This window comes from Nocardioides aequoreus (assembly GCF_000720335.1).
Taxonomy (GTDB): Bacteria; Actinomycetota; Actinomycetes; order Propionibacteriales; family Nocardioidaceae; genus Marmoricola; species Marmoricola aequoreus.
This window is the reverse complement of the sequence record NZ_JOJN01000003.1, coordinates 445,101-460,841: the sequence shown is the minus strand read 5'-3', so window position 1 is coordinate 460,841 and position 15,741 is coordinate 445,101. Positions and strand designations below refer to the sequence as shown.

Sequence of the window (15,741 nt, the reverse complement as noted above, 5' to 3'; positions counted from 1 at the left end):
CCCGTGCGCGCCCTCGTCGTCGAGCAGGCCGGCTCCGCGCCGGTCGTCCGCGAGCACCCCGACGCCACGGCCGGCCCGGGGCGCACATTGGTGCGGGTCGGCGCCGCCCCCGTCGTGCCGCTCGACCTGCTCTGCGCCTCGGGCACGTCGTACTTCGGCGCCCCCGCGACGCCGTACGTGCCGGGCGTGCAGGGCGTCGGACGGGTGGAGGCGTCCGACACCCTGCCCCGGGGCACCCGCGTCTTCCTGGCCACCGCCGCCGGCATGGCGGCCGCCGACGGCGGGCTCGCCGAGCTCTGCGCCGTGCCCGACGCCGACGTCGTGCCGATCACCGAGGCACCCGACGACGACGCCGTCGTGGCGGCGCTGGGGCTCTCCGCCGTGGCCGCGTGGCAGTGCCTGACCTGGCGCGGACGCCTGGCGCCGGGTGAGCACGTCGTCGTGCTGGGCGCCGGCGGCGCCGTGGGGCAGGCGGCCATCGGTGCGGCGCACGCCCTCGGCGCGGGCCGCGTGGTGGCCGTCTGCCGAGCGGCGAGCCAGGACCGGGCCTGGGCGGCCGGCGCGCAGGTCGTCGTCACGACCGATGGGCCCGGAGACCTGACCGACCGGCTCCGCGAGGCCTGCGACGGACGCGCGGACCTGGTGGTCGACCCCGTCTTCGGCGCCCCGGCGGCGGCCGCTCTCGCGGTGCTCTCGCCAGGTGGGCGGCTGGTCAACCTCGGCGGCTCCGCGGGCGACAGCCTGCCGATGTCGTCGGCGTCGCTGCGCTCACGCTCGATCGACGTGCTCGGCTACACCAACAACGCGCTCACGCCGCAGCAGCGTGCCGAGGCGCTCACCGCGGTGCTCGCCCACGCCGCCGCCGGCAGGGTGCGCGTGGCCCACGAGACCTACCCCCTGGAGCGCGCCGCCGAGGCCTGGTCGGCGGTGGCCGGCGGCAGCGGCAGCCGCGCGGTGGTGACCTTCGCCCAGACCGAGACCGAGACCGAGACCGAGACCGACACCGGGACCTAGACCGGGACCCGGCCGCGCTCGCCCTCGTCGGTGAGCCGCGCCTGCTCCAGCGCGGCCTCCTCCAGGATGGCGCGGGCGCGCTCGAAGTCGGGCTCGCTGACCAGCTCGCTGGTGCCGCGTGGCAACCGCTGCAGCGCCGAGCGGGCGAAGATCTGCTGCTCGGTCGAGACCCGCTGGGAGCGGTCGTTGGACAGGAACGTCACGGCCCAGTGGATGAGCGCGGTGAACTGGTTCTTGAAGCCGGTCAGGTAGACCAGGTGCACGGCCAGCCACATCAGCCAGGCGATGAAGCCGCTCAGCCGCACCTTGCCGATCATCGCGACCGCGTCGAAGCGCGAGATGGTCGCCATGCTGCCCTTGTCGAAGTACTTGAAGGGCGGCAGCGGCGGCTTGTCCTCGATCCGCCGCCGGATGGTCTTGGCGGAGTACTTCGCCCCCTGGATCGCGACCTGGGCCACGCCGGGGAGGTTGTCGAGCGCGATCATGTCGCCGACCACGAAGACCTCGGGGTAGCCCGGCAGCGTCAGCTCGGAGGTCACGCGGATCCGGCCGGCGCGGTCGAGCTCGGCGCCGGACTGGTCGGCCAGCACCTTGCCCAGCGGGCTGGCCTGCACGCCGGCGGCCCAGATCTTGGTGACCGAGGCGATCGTCTCCTCGCGCCCGTCCTTGTACTTCACGGTCAGGCCGCGCTCGTCGACGTCGGTGACCATGGCGCCCAGCTGCACCTCGACCCCGAGGTCCTCCAGCGCCTCCTGGCTCTTCTGGCCGAGCCGCTGGCCGAAGGGCGGCAGCACCTGGCCGGCGGCGTCGACCAGGATCACGCGGGCCTGGCGGCTCTCGATGGCGCGGAAGTCGCGCTTGAGGGTGCGGCGGGAGAGCTCGGCGATCTGACCGGCCATCTCGACGCCGGTGGGGCCGGCCCCGACCACCACGAAGGTGAGCAGGTGGTCGACGTCACGGCCCTGGGCCGCGAGGTTCTCGGCCAGCTCGAAGGCACCGAAGATCCGGCCGCGCAGCTCGAGCGCGTCGTCGATGCTCTTCATGCCGGGGGCGTGCAGGGCGAAGTGGTCGTTGCCGAAGTACGACTGGCCCGCGCCCGCGGCGACGATCAGCGAGTCGTACGGCGTGACCGTCTCGCGGCTCAGCACGTGGTGGGTGACCGTGCGGGCCTCGAGGTCGATGTCGGTGACCTCACCGAGGTGCACGGCCACGTTGGCCTGCTTGGAGAGCACCTCACGCGTGGCCGGCGCGATCTCGCCCTCGGAGAGGATGCCGGTGGCCACCTGGTAGAGCAGCGGCTGGAACAGGTGGTGCGTGGTCTTGGCGATCAGGGTCACCTCGACGTCGGCGCCCTTGAGCGCCTTCGCGCTGAAGAGCCCGCCGAAGCCCGACCCGATCACCACCACGCGGTGCTTGTTCGTCACGACAGCCATAACCACCATGTTCCCGCCAGGCATCCCCTCGTGCCACCCGGTGACGGGTTTTCGCAGGTCTCTTCGGTCACACCCGCGTGTCGTTGGGCACGATGCACGCGTGACCCACTACGACCTCGCCGTCATCGGGACGGGCTCGGGCAACTCCATCGTCGACGAGTCCTTCGCGGGCTGGAAGGTCGCGATCTGCGAGGACAACCGCTTCGGCGGCACCTGCCTCAACGTCGGCTGCATCCCCACCAAGATGCTCGTCTACCCCGCCGACGTGGCCCGCCAGGCCCGCCGCTCGGCCCACCTCGGCCTGCGCACGTCGTACGACGGCGTCGACTGGCCGGCGCTGCGCGACCGCGTCTTCGACCGCATCGACGCCATCGAGCAGGGCGGTCGCGACTACCGCAAGCAGCTCGAGGACGTCGACGTCTACGAGGCCCACGCGACCTTCCTCGACGACCACACCCTCGACACCGGCACGGGCCAGCGGATCACCGCCGACCAGATCGTGATCGCGGCGGGCAGCCGGGTGCTGGTGCCGGAGATCCCCGGGCTCGACGAGGTGCCCTTCCACACCAGCGACACCGTGATGCGGCTGCCGGAGCTGCCCGGCCGCATGGTCGTGATCGGCGGCGGCTACGTCGCCGCCGAGCTGGCGCACGTCTTCTCCTCGCTGGGCGTCGACGTGGTGCAGGTGCAGCGCGGGCCGCGGCTGCTGATGTCCCACGACGAGGACGTCTCCGAGGTCTTCACCCGGGCCGCGACCGAGCAGTGGGACGTGCGGCTGGGCGTCACGGCGGCGCACGTGCGGCCCCACGGCGAGGGGGTGGCGGTCGACCTCGACGACGGCTCCCAGGTGCGCGGGGACCTGCTCCTGGTCGCCACCGGGAGGGTGCCCAACGCCGACCGGCTCGGCCTCGAGCACACCGACATCGCCACCGAGGAGGGCGCCACCGGCCCGATCGTGCGCGTCGACGCCCACCAGCGCACCAGCGTGCCCGGCGTCTGGGCGCTGGGCGACGTCGCCAACCACCTCGAGCTCAAGCACGTCGCCAACGCCGAGGCGCGCACGGTGCAGCACAACCTGCTGCACCCCGACGACCTGTGGTCGACCACCCACGAGCTGGTGCCCAGCGTGGTCTTCTCCTCCCCCCAGGTGGCCTCGGTCGGGCTCACCGAGCAGCAGGCCGTCGACGCCGGCGTCCAGCACCGCTGCGTCACGCAGGACTACGCCGACGTGGCCTACGGCTGGGCGATGGACGAGCCTCGCGGCCGCCACCTGGTCAAGCTGGTCGCCACCCCCGACGGCGGCCGGCTGCTGGGCGCCCACCTCATCGGCCCGCAGGCGAGCCTGCTGCTGCAGCCCCTGGTGCAAGGCATGGTCTCGGGGCTCTCGCCGCACGACCTGGCACGCGGGCAGTACTGGCCGCACCCGTCGCTCGCCGAGGTGGTCGAGAACGCGCTGCTGAAGTTGCAGGAGTGAAACAAGCGACACCTGCGGTGCACTTCCCATACTGTGTGTCGCGGACGCGACCAGGAGAGGCCGCACGGTCGCGCGTCCCGGCTGCGCCAAGGAGGAGGCACGGTGCCGCTCACCCGACGCTCGCTCGTGCTGCCCGCGAGCCCACCCTCGGTGAAGCTCGCGCGCTCGTGGGTCTCCCGGGTGCTCTCGGAGATCGGTCGTGAGGACCTCGTCGACTCCGCCCAGCTCGGTGTCACCGAGCTCGTCACCAACGCCCTGATCCACTCCCGGCCGCCGCTCTCGGTGCGCGTGCGCGGCACCGTCGACCACCCCCGCATCGAGGTCGTCGACTCCTCCCCCGTCCCGCCGCAGCGCAGCCCGCTGGCCGAGGAGTTCGACGAGGTCGACGACCTCAACATCACCACCTTCGGTCGCGGCCTCGCCCTGGTGGCGATGTCGGCCAACCGCTGGGGCTCCGACCTCGGCCTCGACGGGCGCAGCAAGTCGGTGTGGTTCGAGCCGGGACGCACCAGCGAGGCCGGCCATCCCACCAGCGGCGACATCTTCGACTTCGACCCCGACCTGGAGCCCTCGGTGCACGACGACACCGAGCGCGTGACGGTCGAGCTGCACGGCCTGCCCGCCCAGCTCTTCGGCGCCTGGCGCCGCTACTTCTTCGAGCTGCGCCGCGAGCTGCGCCTGCTCTCCATCAGCGCTCCGGAGGACTACCCGCTCGCCCTCGAGATCACCTCGGTGCTCGAGCAGGCCGACGCGGAGCGGCGTGCCGCCACCGGCATCGGCGACCTCGACCGTGCGATCCGCGAGGGCGTGCAGGTGATCGACCTGCGCTACGAGGTGCCGCTCACGGCACCCGCCACGATGGCGCGGGTGCGCTCCCTGCTTTCGGAGGTCTTCGAGGCCTTCTCCGAGGAGCACCTGCTGGCCGTGCGGCCTCCCGACCAGCTGGTGCTGCTGCAGGACTGGTACCTCACCGAGTTCGAGCGCCAGGGGCGTGGGGAGCCACCCCAGCCCTGGGCGGGGCCCACCTCGCTGTCGGAGGTGTGAGCGCGCTCCCGCTCCGGTGGGGGCTGCTCGCCGCCGCCGCGGGCGGTGCCCTGGGCACGCTGGCGCGCGGCGCCCTCGCCGAGGCGCTCCCCCCGTCCGCGACCGGCGGCTTCCCCTGGACCGTGCTCGTCGTCAACGTCACGGGATCGGTGCTGCTGGCCTCGCTGGCGCTGCTCGCCGCCGCCCGCGCCCGTCCGTGGCTCGCGGTCTTCCTGGGCACCGGGGTGTGCGGCGGCTTCACCACGATGTCGACCGCGTCGGTCGACACGGTGCGGCTGCTGCACGACGGCCGGCTGCTCGCCGGGGCGGCGTACGCCGGGGGCACGCTCGCCGGCGCGCTGCTCGGCGTGTGGCTGCTGCTGCGGCTCGCCGGCCGCCGGCAGCGCCGGGTGGCGGACGAGGGCGGCGACCTGTGAGCACGACGACGCTGCTCCTGCTGACGCTGGCCGGTGGTGCGGGCTCCGCGCTGCGCTACGCCGCGGGCCGAGCGCTCGACCGGGGGTGGCACGTCGGCACGCTGCTGGTGAACCTCGTCGGCTCGGCACTCCTCGGCGGGCTCTCCGCAGCCGCCTCCCCGACCCTCGTCGCGGTGCTGGGGGTGGGGCTGTGCGGCGGGCTCACCACCTACTCCGCCTTCGCCGTGCAGTCCGTCGAGCAGGGACCGCGCCGGGGGGCGGCGTACGTCGTGGTCACGATCGCCGGGTGCCTGTGTGCGGCGGCCGCGGGGTGGCTCGTAGCCTCAGCCGCGTGACCGGCTTCCTGATCCGCGAGGCCCGGCTGGTGCCCCTCGAGGAGGGCGTCGCGCCGGGCGAGCCGGTCGACGTCCTGGTGCGTGACGGGGTCGTCACCCGGGTGGGGCGCGACCTGCCCCGGCCCGACGCGCTCCCGGTGCACCACGCGGGCGGTCGCTGGCTGCTGCCGGGCCTGTGGGACCAGCACGTGCACCTGGGCCAGTGGGTGCTCGCCTCCCACCGCCTCGACCTCACCGGCGCCCGCTCGCTGGGGGCCGCGCTCGCCCTCGTCGCCGAGCGGCTCCACGCGTGGCCCGACGTGCCGGTGGTGGGCTGGGGCCACCGCCCCGCGTCCTGGGACGAGCGACCCACCGTCGCCGCGCTCGACGACCTCGCCGGCATGCGCCCGGTGGTGCTGATCAGCGGCGACGGGCACCACGCCTGGCTCAACTCCGTGGCGATGCGCGGCCTCGGCCTGCCCGAGCGGGAGGGCATGGTGAGCGAGGCCGAGTGGTTCGCGGTCTACCCGCGCCTCGCACAGCTCGTCGGCAGCGACGGCAGCTCCCCCGACGCCTACCTCGCGGTGCAGCAGCAGGCAGCCGCCCGCGGCGTGGTCGGCGTCGTCGACCTGGAGTTCGACCAGTCCGTCTCCGCCTGGCCCGAGCGCAGCAGCATGGGCGCCGAGCTGCTCCGGGTGCGCGTGGGCGCCTACGTCGACACCCTCGACGAGTTCATCGACGCCGGCCTGCGCACGGGTCAGCGGCTGCCCGGCTGCGGACCCCGCATCACGATGGGGCCGCTGAAGGTGATCTCCGACGGCTCGCTCAACACCTGCACGGCCTGGTGCTGCTCGCCGTACGCCGACGGCAGCACCGGCGCGCCCAACATCTCCGCGCAGGGGCTGCGCTGGGTGATGGAGGCCGCCAACCGGCACGGGCTCGAGGTGGCGATCCACGCCATCGGCGACGCCGCCGCCTCCCAGGCCCTCGACGCCTACGAGGCGACGGGCGCCCGCGGGTCCATCGAGCACGCCCAGCTGATCCTGCGCGAGGACGCCGCGCGGATGGCGGCGCTCGGCGTCCGCGCCAGCGTGCAGCCCGCCCACCTGTGGGACGACCGCGACCTCACGGCCAAGCTCTGGCCCGACCGGACCGAGCGCTGCTTCGCGCTGCGGTGGCTGCTCGACGCGGGGGTCGAGCTGGCCATGGGCTCCGACGCCCCCGTCGCGACGCTCGACCCGTGGCTCGCCGCCGCGGCCGCCGTGCACCGCAGCGCCGACGAGCGCGAGCCCTGGCACCCCGAGCAGGCCCTCACCGTGCGCGAGGCGCTCGCCGCGAGCACCGACGGCGCCGGCACCGTGGCCCCCGGCCACCTCGCCGACCTCGCCCTGCTCGACCAGGACCCGCTGGTCACCGGCTCCAGCGCCGACCAGTCCGCCGCCCTGCGCGACCTCACCGTCGCCGCCACCTGGGTCGACGGCGAGCTGGTGCACGACACGCTGTGACTCAGGCGTCGGGGGCCGGTGCGCTGAGGGCGATGGTGAGCTCGAGCAGGGTGTCGGGGTCCTCGAGCGCCTCGCCGTAGAGCTCGCGCAGCCGGCCCAGGCGGTAGCGCACGGTCTGCGGGTGCACGAAGAGCTCGTCGGCGATCGCCTCGCGGCGGCCCTGGTGGCGCACCCACGCGCGCAGCGTCTCGGTGAGCTTCTCCGCGCTGGAGTCGCGCTCCTCGGCCAGCGGTGCGAGCGCCCGGGCGCGCAGGTCGGCGAGCGCGCTCGGGTCGGCACCGAGCACCAGCGCGACCAGGTGCTCCTCGGAGTCGGGGCCGCCGCCGAGGGCGCGCACGCGCCGCGCCCGGTCGACCGACTCGCGCACCCGCGGCCAGGGCCGCACCGGCCCGGCGACGGCCTTGCGGTCGGCCAGGGCGCGCAGCAGGTCCTGCCGGCGCCGGCCGTGGGCGTCGGGGACGAGCAGCAGCACCTCGCCGTCGTCGTCGGCCGGGCACTCCAGGGTCTCGCCGGGCAGCTGGGCGAGCACCGAGCGCAGCTGCGACTCGGGGGTGAGGACCGCCGTCAGCGTCTCCGGTCGCCCCCACTGCGCCGCCTCGGCGGCCGCCTCGACGACGTCGGGCGACGAGCCGTCGATGAGGGCCGTGGCGAGCCGCTCCAGCAGCCGCTGCCGCACCCGCCCGGTGTTCTCCAGCTCGTCGGTGTGGCCCGCGAGGCTGGCGGTGGAGAGCTGCTCGATGTAGGCGAAGACCAGGCCGGCGAACTGCCCCAGGGTGCCGGCGTCGACCCCCGCCCGCACCGCCGCGTCGGCCATCTCGCTCCAGGAGACCCGCGCCCCGATCCGGTACGCCGAGAGCAGCGCGTCGACCGTGCGGCCGCTGCGGGCCTCGCCGCGGCCGAGCTGGTAGGCGCCGTCGATCGCGGCCGAGGGCGGCGCCTGGGCGCGGTCGCCGCCCTGGGAGGCCAGGTGCACGAAGCCGCCCAGGGCCGTCTCCACGGCGGCGCGGATGGTCTCGCCCATCGGGCCCGACAGCGCGTCGGAGTACGACGGCACCGCCTCGATGATGCCCTCGACCGTGCGCTCGGCCATGCCCGGCAGGATCTCGCGCATGGCGAGCGTCGCCGCCGCGCTGATCTCGACGTCGTACCCCATCGGTCCCGTCGACCCCGCGGACCCCACGGACCCCGGCGATCCTGGTGGCTCGGACATGTGACTCCTCGAAATTGTTCGTCGCGAACAAGTATGACGGCCGAGTTCACGCGCGCAGGCCATGACTTTAGCGCCTGGGCAGCACATCATGGAGTCATGCCCGCTCTTCTCTCCGACTCCACGGCCCCCCGCTGGCGTGCGCGCCTGCGCGACGGGGCCCGCAAGGTCGCCGAGCACCTGGCGACGCCGCTGGTGCCCGCGGACTACCTCGACGTCTTCGACCCGCTGCGCAAGGGCGCCGACCTGCGCGGCCGCGTGGTCTCGGTGACCCCCGAGACGCGCGACGCCGCCACCCTGGAGATCCTCCCGGGCAAGGACTGGGCCGGCCACGTGCCCGGCCAGTACGTCCGCATCGGGATCGACGTCGACGGCGTCCGCCAGTGGCGCGCCTACTCGCTGACCCACGGCCCGCGCCGTGACGGCCTGATCTCCATCACCGTCAAGGCGGTGCCCGACGGCCTGGTCAGCAACCACGTCGTGCACGACCTCACCCCCGGCGTGCTGGTGCACCTGGAGCAGGCGGCCGGCGAGTTCGTGCTGCCGGTGCCCGCGGACGAGGAGGCGCCCGCCGAGCCCACCAAGGTGCTCTTCGTGACCGCGGGCTCGGGCATCACCCCGGTCATCGGGATGCTCCGCAACCTCTACCCGGTGGCCGAGAGCGGCCCGGTGCTGCCGGAGCGCAGCGACGCCTACGACATCACCGTCGTGCACGTCGCTCCCAGCCGCCCGCACTCCATCTTCCTGCGCAACCTCGAGGCGCTGCACGACGCCGGCGCCATCCGCCTGGTCGCGCGCTACGACGACGAGCACGGCGTGCTCGACGTGGCCGACCTGACCACGCTCGTGCCCGACCTGGCCGAGCGCACGACGTACGCCTGCGGCCCCGCGGGCCTGCTCGACGCGCTGCAGCAGCACCACGACACCCACGGCCTGGCGCTGCAGACCGAGCAGTTCCGCGTCGCCACGCTCGTCACCGGCGAGGGGGGCAACGTCACGCTCACCGGCGCCGGCATCAGCTTCGACGCCGCCGGCGACCGTCCGATCCTGGAGCAGGCCGAGGAGGCCGGCGCGCTGATGCCCAGCGGCTGCCGCATGGGCGTCTGCTTCGGCTGCGTGCTCCCGCTGCGCGAGGGCGTCGTGCGCGATCTGCGCAGCGGCGACATCACCACGGCCGTCGAAGGCGACGGCGTGAAGATCCAGACCTGCATCAACGCTGCGGCCGGCCCCTGCCGCATCGACAACTAGCCCCCCAGCCCGCACGACCCAGCCCACCGTCCGACCGACGAAGGAGCCCCCCATGACCGTGATCCAGAAGCAGCAGGACAACCCGATCGCCCACCTCACCCCCGAGGACATCGAGCAGATCGGCCGCGAGCTCGACGCCATCCGCGCCTCCGTCATCGCCAGCCGCGGCGCCGACGACGCGGCGTACATCCGCAAGGTCATCGACGCCCAGCGCAAGCTCGAGCTCGGCTCGCGCGCCGTGCTGCTCTTCTCGCTCTTCCCGCCCGCGTGGCTCGTCGGCACGGCCGGCCTGACCGTGGCCAAGATCATCGAGAACATGGAGATCGGCCACAACGTCATGCACGGCCAGTGGGACTGGATGCGCGACCCGAAGATCCACTCGACCACGTGGGAGTGGGACAACGCCTCCCCGGCCGAGCAGTGGAAGCACTCGCACAACGAGGTGCACCACACCTACACCAACGTCGTCGGCAAGGACAACGACCTCGGCTACGGCATCATGCGCGTCGACGAGGACCAGCGCTGGGTGCCCTTCTACCTCGCGCAGCCGCTGTGGAACTTCGTCAACGCCTGCTTCTTCGAGTACGGCATCGCGGCCTACGACCTCGAGCTGGGCAAGAACATCAAGAAGAAGCGCACCAAGACGCCGGAGTTCAAGGCCAAGGCCAAGCAGACCCTGCGCAAGATCCGCAAGCAGGCCACCAAGGACTACCTGGTGCACCCGCTGCTGTCGGGCCCGTCCTTCTTCCACACCGTCGCGGCCAACTTCGTCGCCAACCTGGGCCGCAACCTGTGGACCCACTCGGTGATCATGTGCGGCCACTTCCCCGAGGGCGTCGCGACCTTCGAGAAGAAGTCGATCGACGGCGAGACCAAGGCCGAGTGGTACGTGCGGCAGATGCTCGGCGCCGCCAACATCTCCGGCTCCAAGGCGATGCACTTCATGACCGGCAACCTCTCGCACCAGATCGAGCACCACCTCTTCCCCGACCTGCCGAGCAACCGGTACGCCGAGATCGCGCCGCAGGTCAAGGACCTCTTCGAGCGCTACGGCCTGACCTACGTCGAGGGCCCGCTGCCCAAGCAGGTCGCCTCCGCGTGGGCCAAGGTCATCCGGCTCTCGCTGCCCAACGACTTCCTGGGCAAGAAGGTCAACCCGACCCCGCTGCCCGTGCGCGAGGCGACCGCCAAGGCCGCCTGAGCCGCACGCGCCGTCCGGACGGCTGGTCCCCGCACGCCGGGGGACCAGCCGTTCGGCACTCCATGCCCTGCCGTTCGGCACACTGGCCCCATGCTGGAGACCACCGAGGCCGACTTCGACGACCTCGTCTCCGAGGCGCTCGACGGCGTGCCGGCCGAGCTGGCGGCGCTGATGGACAACGTCGTCGTGCTCGTCGAGGCGGAGCCGCCCCCGGAGGACCCCGGGCTGCTCGGCCTCTACGACGGCGTCCCGCTCACCGAGCGCGACGTCACGACCTACACCTTCGCCCAGCCCGACCGCATCCTGGTCTTCCGCGGGCCGCTGCTGCGGATGTGCGAGACGCCGGAGCAGCTCGTCGAGGAGGTGCGGGTGACGGTGGTGCACGAGATCGCGCACCACTTCGGCATCGACGACGCCGCGCTCCACGAGCTGGGCTACGGCTGACCTGACCTAGACTCACCCGGGCCGTCCCCAGGGCGGCTGGCCCCCATCGTCTAGCGGCCTAGGACACCGGCCTTTCACGCCGGCTGCGCGGGTTCGAATCCCGTTGGGGGTACGTGCTCGACCGTCACGCCCTCTCCGCCCTCGCCGACGGCACGGCGTACTTCGACGGACCGGGCGGCACGCAGACGCCCGACGTCGTCGCCGACGCCATCGCCGCCACCCTGCGGGCGCCGCTGTCCAACCGCGGCACGGCGTACGCCGCCGCCCGCAACGCCGAGGCCGTCGTGCAGGGCTTCCGTGCCGCCATGGGCGACTTCCTCGGGGTCGACCCGGGCGTCGTCGTGCACGGGCGGAGCATGACCGCGCTCACCTTCGACCTGGCCCGCACGCTCTCGCGGGAGTGGGGCCCGGGCGACGAGGTGGTGGTCTCGCGGCTCGACCACGACGCCAACGTGCGGCCGTGGGTGATCGCCGCCGAGCGCGCCGGGGCGACCGTGCGCTGGGCCGACCTCGACCCGGAGACCTGCGAGCTCACCGTCGAGGCGGTCGCCTCGGTGCTGGGCGAGCGCACCCGGCTGGTCGCCGTGACCGCCGCCTCCAACCTGGTCGGCACCCGCCCCGACGTGCCCGCCATCGCGGCGGAGGTGCACCGGGCCGGCGCCCTGCTGCACGTCGACGGCGTGCACCACGCCGCCCACGTGCTGCCCGACGTGCCCGCGGTCGGCGCCGACCTCTACACCTGCTCGCCCTACAAGTTCCTCGGGCCGCACTGCGGCGTCATGACCGGTCGCGCGGAGCTGCTGGAGTCGCTGCGCCCCGACAAGCTGCTGCCGTCGTCGGACGCCGTGCCCGAGCGCTTCGAGCTCGGCACGCTGCCCTACGAGCAGCTCGCCGGCGTCACCGCGGCCGTCGACCTGCTGGCCGGGCTCGTCCCGGGCAGCGGCAGCCGCCGGGAGCGCCTCGCCGCGTCGTACGCCGCCCTCGAGCGGCACGAGGACGGCCTGCGGGCGCGGCTCGAGAGCGCCCTCGCCGCGCTCCCCGGCGTCACCTCCTGGTCGCGCGCCCGTCACCGCACGCCCACGCTGCTGCTGACCTTCGACCGGCTCGCGCCCGCCGAGGTCTCCGCCGCCCTCGCCGAGCGGGGCGTCGTCGCCCCCGCCGGCACCTTCTACGCCCACGAGCCCGCCACCCGCCTCGGCCTGGCGACCGAGGGCGGGGTGCGCGTCGGGCTGGCGGCGTACACCACGGCCGACGACGTCGACCGGCTCCTCGACGGCCTCGATTTCGTGACCGCTCCCCGGGTGCGTTAGCATTCCGTGGCTTCGAAAACTGGAGCCTGCCAAGCACGATCATGGCCCCGTAGCGCAGTTGGTTAGCGCGCCGCCCTGTCACGGCGGAGGCCGCGGGTTCGAGTCCCGTCGGGGTCGCCACCACACGAGGGCGAGGTCTCACGACCTCGCCCTCGTGCTCTGTCCGGACCTGGGTACACGGGGCCGCATGGCGAGTGTCGAGCGAGTCCTCCAGGCCACCCCCGAGCAGGTCTGGGAGGTGCTCTGCGACGGCTGGCTCTACCCCTCCTGGGTGGTCGGCGCCTCCCGCATGAGGGAGGTCGACCCCGGCTGGCCGGCCGTCGGCGCGCAGCTGCACCACTCCGTCGGCGTGTGGCCAGCGCTGCTCGACGACACCACCAGCGTCACCGCCTCGCAGCCGGCCAGGCTGCTGCAGCTGACCGCGCGCGGCTGGCCGATGGGCGAGGCGATGGTGCGGCTGTCGCTGGAGGCGCACGCGGAGGGCACCCTGGTGACCATGACCGAGGACGCGATCTCCGGGCCGGGCGCGCTCGTGCCGCGCCTCGTGCGCGACCCCGGCATCCGGTGGCGCAACGTCGAGGCGCTGCGGCGGCTGGCCTACCTGGCCGAGCGCCGGGAGCCGCAGCCACGATGACGGGCGCCTACGACGCCGTGGTCGTCGGCGCCGGCCCCAACGGCCTGGTCGCCGCCAACCTCATGGCCGACGCCGGCCGCTCCGTGCTGGTGCTCGAGGAGCAGCCCACGCCGGGCGGCGCGGTGCGCAGCGACTCCGAGCTGCACCCCGACTTCGTCCACGACACCTTCAGCGCCTTCTACCCGCTCGGCGCGGCCTCGCCGGTGCTGCGCGACCTCGGGCTGGAGCAGCACGGCCTGACCTGGGCGCACGCGCCCGCCGTGCTGGGCCACGCGCTGCCCGACGGGGGGTGGGCGCTGCTCCACCGCGACCCCGAGCGCACCGCCGCCGGTCTCGAGGGCCACCACGCCGGCGACGGCGACGCCTGGCTCGCCCTGACCCGGCAGTGGGACCGCGTGGGCCCGGCGCTGCTGGACGCGTTGCTCGCGCCCTTCCCGCCGGTACGCCGCGGCGCGGCGGCCCTGCGCGACCTGGCCCGCACGCCCGCGCTGGCACCCGACCTCCTGCGACCGGCGACCGGCCTGGTGCGCCGGCGCTTCGGCAGCCAGGCGGCGCGCCTGCTGCTCTCGGGCAACGCCGGCCACGCCGACCTGCCCGTCGACGCCCTCGGGTCGGGGGCCTTCGCGCTGCTGATGACCATGACCGGCCAGCGCGTCGGCTTCCCCGTGCCGACGGGCGGGGCGCAGGCCCTCACCGACGCGCTCGTGCGCCGGCTCCTCGCCGCCGGCGGCGAGCTGCGCTGCGGCGTGCGCGTCGACCGGGTGCTGACCGACGGACGGGGCGCGTGCGGCGTCCGCGCGGGGCGGGAGGTCGTCGCCGCCGACCAGGTGCTGGCCGACGTGCTCGCCCCGGCGCTCTACGAGGAGCTGCTGGACCCGGCGGTGGTGCCGCGCCGGGTGCGGCTCGGGCTGCGCCGCTTCGAGCTCGACCCGGGCACGGTGAAGGTCGACTGGGCGCTGGACGGCACGGTGCCGTGGGAGGTGCCCCCGGAGGTGGCGCCCGGGTGCCTCCACCTGGGCGACCCGGCCGGCAGCGGCCAGGGCGACCTGGTGCTCGCGGGCCAGATGACCACGACCGACCCCCGTCGCTCCCCGGCCGGCACGGAGGCCATGTGGGCCTACACCCACGTCCCGCAGGGCTGGGGCGGCGACCCGCGCGAGGTGGCCGACGACGTGCAGGCGCGGCTCGAGCGGCTGGCCCCCGGCTTCGGCGCGCGCGTCCTTGCGCGGCGCGTGCTGGGGCCTGCCGACCTGGAGGCCCGCGACCGCAACCTGCGCGGCGGCTCGATCGGGGGCGGCACGGCGCGGCTGCGCCAGCAGCTGGTGCTGCGCCCGGTGCCCGGCCTCGGCCGCGCGGAGAGCGGCGTACCCGGTCTCTACCTGGCGTCCTCCTCCGCCCACCCGGGCGGCGGCGTGCACGGCGCGCCGGGGGCCAACGCCGCGCGGGCGGCGCTGTGGCACGCACGCCGCTGACCCACCCTTGACATTCTGAAACGATCGTTTCAAAATCGCTCGCATGGCCCGACCCCGCGCGTTCGACAGCGACGAGACGCTGCGCACCGTGATGCACGTCTTCCGGCGCCAGGGCTACGCCGCCACCTCGGTCAGCGACCTCACAGCCGCGACCGGGCTCAGCACCAGCAGCCTCTACGGCGGCTTCGGCGACAAGGCCGCCCTCTTCCGTGCCGCCCTCGACGCCTACGTCGTCGAGGTGGTCGAGGCCCGGCTCGACGCCCACGCCGGCCCGGAGGCCCGGCTCGAGGACCTCGAGCAGCTCCTCCTCGGTCTCTTCGAGCTGCCCTACGCCGACGGCCACGGCTGCCTGGTGGTCAACACCGCCACCGAGCTCGGCTCGCAGCACCCCGTGGCGGGCGCCGGCGTACGCCGCGGGCTCGGGCTGGTCGAGGAGCGCTTCCGCGCCGTGCTCACCCGCGAGCTCGGGCACGACCGCGACGCCGCCGGTCTGATGCTGCTCTACGAGGGCCTGCTCGGCCTGATGCGCGCCGGGCTCGAGACCCCGGAGCACGCCGAGGCGATCCGCACGCACCTGCGCACCCTGACCACCCGCCGTGACCACCGCCGCGACACCCACACCACCCACGAGGAGCAGCCATGACCATCACGACGCACGACCCCGAGGGCGCCCCGCCGTCCCCCTTCTACAGCCAGGCCGCGGCCGTCACCGGCGCCGACCGGCTCGTCTTCGTCTCCGGCCAGGTCGGCGTCGGCGCCGACGGCGTGCCGGGCGACGGCATCGCCGCGCAGGCACGGCTGGCGATCGCCAACCTCGGCGCCGCGCTGGCGGCCGCCGGCCTCACCACCGAGCACGTGGTGAAGTCGACGATCTACCTCACCGACGTCGCCCACCTCGAGCCCTTCATGGCCGCCGCCGCGGGTGGGCTGCCGACCCACCGGCCGGCGATCACGCTCCTCGTCGTGGCCGGCCTCGCCTCCCCCGACCTGCTGGTCGAGATCCAGGCCGTCGCCGCGGCCTGACG

At 74.3% G+C, this 15,741-nt stretch carries 16 protein-coding genes and 2 tRNA genes; 16 read left to right on the top strand and 2 right to left on the bottom strand.

Going from position 1 to position 15,741, the window contains the following annotated elements:
• Positions 1-3 precede the first annotated feature (3 nt).
• Positions 4-1,014: a quinone oxidoreductase family protein gene (locus tag IG63_RS0108650; RefSeq protein WP_051706409.1), complete on the top strand. Its 1,011-nt coding sequence runs from the start codon at positions 4-6 to the stop codon at positions 1,012-1,014.
• Here the strand turns inward: IG63_RS0108650 and IG63_RS0108645 are convergent.
• Positions 1,011-2,447 carry an NAD(P)/FAD-dependent oxidoreductase gene (locus IG63_RS0108645; RefSeq protein ID WP_036194744.1) on the bottom strand — a complete coding sequence of 479 codons (1,437 nt, stop codon included), beginning with the start codon at positions 2,445-2,447 and terminating at the stop codon, positions 1,011-1,013. The two genes, IG63_RS0108650 and IG63_RS0108645, sit on opposite strands and share 4 nt — an antisense overlap.
• Positions 2,448-2,547: 100 nt before the next feature.
• Here IG63_RS0108645 and IG63_RS0108640 point away from each other — a divergent pair, with 100 nt between their 5' ends.
• The 5 genes from IG63_RS0108640 to IG63_RS0108620 all read left to right on the top strand — a co-directional run bounded on the left by IG63_RS0108640 (position 2,548) and on the right by IG63_RS0108620 (position 7,200).
• Positions 2,548-3,921 carry a mycothione reductase gene (locus IG63_RS0108640; protein WP_030483969.1) on the top strand — a complete coding sequence of 458 codons (1,374 nt, stop codon included), beginning with the start codon at positions 2,548-2,550 and terminating at the stop codon, positions 3,919-3,921.
• Between the two features lie 102 nt (positions 3,922-4,023).
• A complete protein-coding gene (locus IG63_RS0108635) occupies positions 4,024-4,965 on the top strand; it encodes an ATP-binding protein (RefSeq protein ID WP_030483968.1) in 942 nt (313 codons plus the stop codon).
• On the top strand, positions 4,962-5,381 hold the full coding sequence (locus IG63_RS0108630; RefSeq protein ID WP_084596846.1) for a fluoride efflux transporter FluC: 420 nt from the start codon (positions 4,962-4,964) through the stop codon (positions 5,379-5,381). The genes IG63_RS0108635 and IG63_RS0108630 overlap by 4 nt, the downstream gene beginning before the upstream one ends.
• Positions 5,378-5,716, top strand: a complete 339-nt coding sequence (locus tag IG63_RS0108625; protein WP_030483966.1) for a fluoride efflux transporter FluC — start codon at positions 5,378-5,380, stop codon at positions 5,714-5,716. The genes IG63_RS0108630 and IG63_RS0108625 overlap by 4 nt, the downstream gene beginning before the upstream one ends.
• A complete protein-coding gene (locus IG63_RS0108620) occupies positions 5,713-7,200 on the top strand; it encodes an amidohydrolase (protein WP_030483965.1) in 1,488 nt (495 codons plus the stop codon). The genes IG63_RS0108625 and IG63_RS0108620 overlap by 4 nt, the downstream gene beginning before the upstream one ends.
• A 1-nt stretch (position 7,201) precedes the next feature.
• On the opposite strand, the gene IG63_RS0108615 is transcribed toward IG63_RS0108620, so the two are convergent.
• The gene (locus IG63_RS0108615) at positions 7,202-8,410 is read right to left on the bottom strand and encodes a PucR family transcriptional regulator (protein WP_245604365.1); all 1,209 of its coding nucleotides are present in this window, start codon (positions 8,408-8,410) and stop codon (positions 7,202-7,204) included.
• A 96-nt stretch (positions 8,411-8,506) separates the two neighbouring features.
• On the opposite strand from IG63_RS0108615, the gene IG63_RS0108610 reads away from it, so the two are divergent.
• The 10 genes from IG63_RS0108610 (at position 8,507) to IG63_RS0108565 (ending at position 15,739) form a co-directional block, all read left to right on the top strand.
• Entirely contained in the window at positions 8,507-9,655 is a 1,149-nt protein-coding gene (locus IG63_RS0108610) for a ferredoxin reductase (protein WP_030483963.1), read from the top strand.
• A gap of 52 nt (positions 9,656-9,707) precedes the next feature.
• Positions 9,708-10,856, top strand: coding sequence for a fatty acid desaturase family protein (locus tag IG63_RS0108605; protein ID WP_036194741.1), 1,149 nt, complete (start codon positions 9,708-9,710; stop codon positions 10,854-10,856).
• A 90-nt stretch (positions 10,857-10,946) separates the two neighbouring features.
• Entirely contained in the window at positions 10,947-11,300 is a 354-nt protein-coding gene (locus tag IG63_RS0108600; protein WP_030483961.1) for a metallopeptidase family protein, read from the top strand.
• 39 nt (positions 11,301-11,339) lie between these two features.
• Positions 11,340-11,412: transfer RNA gene (locus IG63_RS0108595), tRNA-Glu, on the top strand.
• Position 11,413: 1 nt separating this feature from the next.
• Positions 11,414-12,610 (top strand): cysteine desulfurase-like protein, encoded by a 1,197-nt coding sequence (locus IG63_RS0108590; RefSeq protein WP_030483960.1) that lies wholly within the window; start codon positions 11,414-11,416, stop codon positions 12,608-12,610.
• A 43-nt stretch (positions 12,611-12,653) separates the two neighbouring features.
• A tRNA-Asp gene (locus IG63_RS0108585) sits at positions 12,654-12,730 on the top strand.
• 67 nt (positions 12,731-12,797) lie between these two features.
• Positions 12,798-13,244, top strand: a complete 447-nt coding sequence (locus tag IG63_RS0108580; RefSeq protein WP_030483959.1) for an SRPBCC family protein — start codon at positions 12,798-12,800, stop codon at positions 13,242-13,244.
• On the top strand, positions 13,241-14,716 hold the full coding sequence (locus IG63_RS0108575) for a phytoene desaturase family protein (protein ID WP_030483958.1): 1,476 nt from the start codon (positions 13,241-13,243) through the stop codon (positions 14,714-14,716). The genes IG63_RS0108580 and IG63_RS0108575 overlap by 4 nt, the downstream gene beginning before the upstream one ends.
• A gap of 43 nt (positions 14,717-14,759) precedes the next feature.
• Positions 14,760-15,359: a TetR/AcrR family transcriptional regulator gene (locus tag IG63_RS0108570; protein WP_051706408.1), complete on the top strand. Its 600-nt coding sequence runs from the start codon at positions 14,760-14,762 to the stop codon at positions 15,357-15,359.
• Positions 15,356-15,739 (top strand): RidA family protein, encoded by a 384-nt coding sequence (locus IG63_RS0108565; RefSeq protein ID WP_030483956.1) that lies wholly within the window; start codon positions 15,356-15,358, stop codon positions 15,737-15,739. The genes IG63_RS0108570 and IG63_RS0108565 overlap by 4 nt, the downstream gene beginning before the upstream one ends.
• The last annotated feature ends 2 nt before the right edge of the window (positions 15,740-15,741 follow it).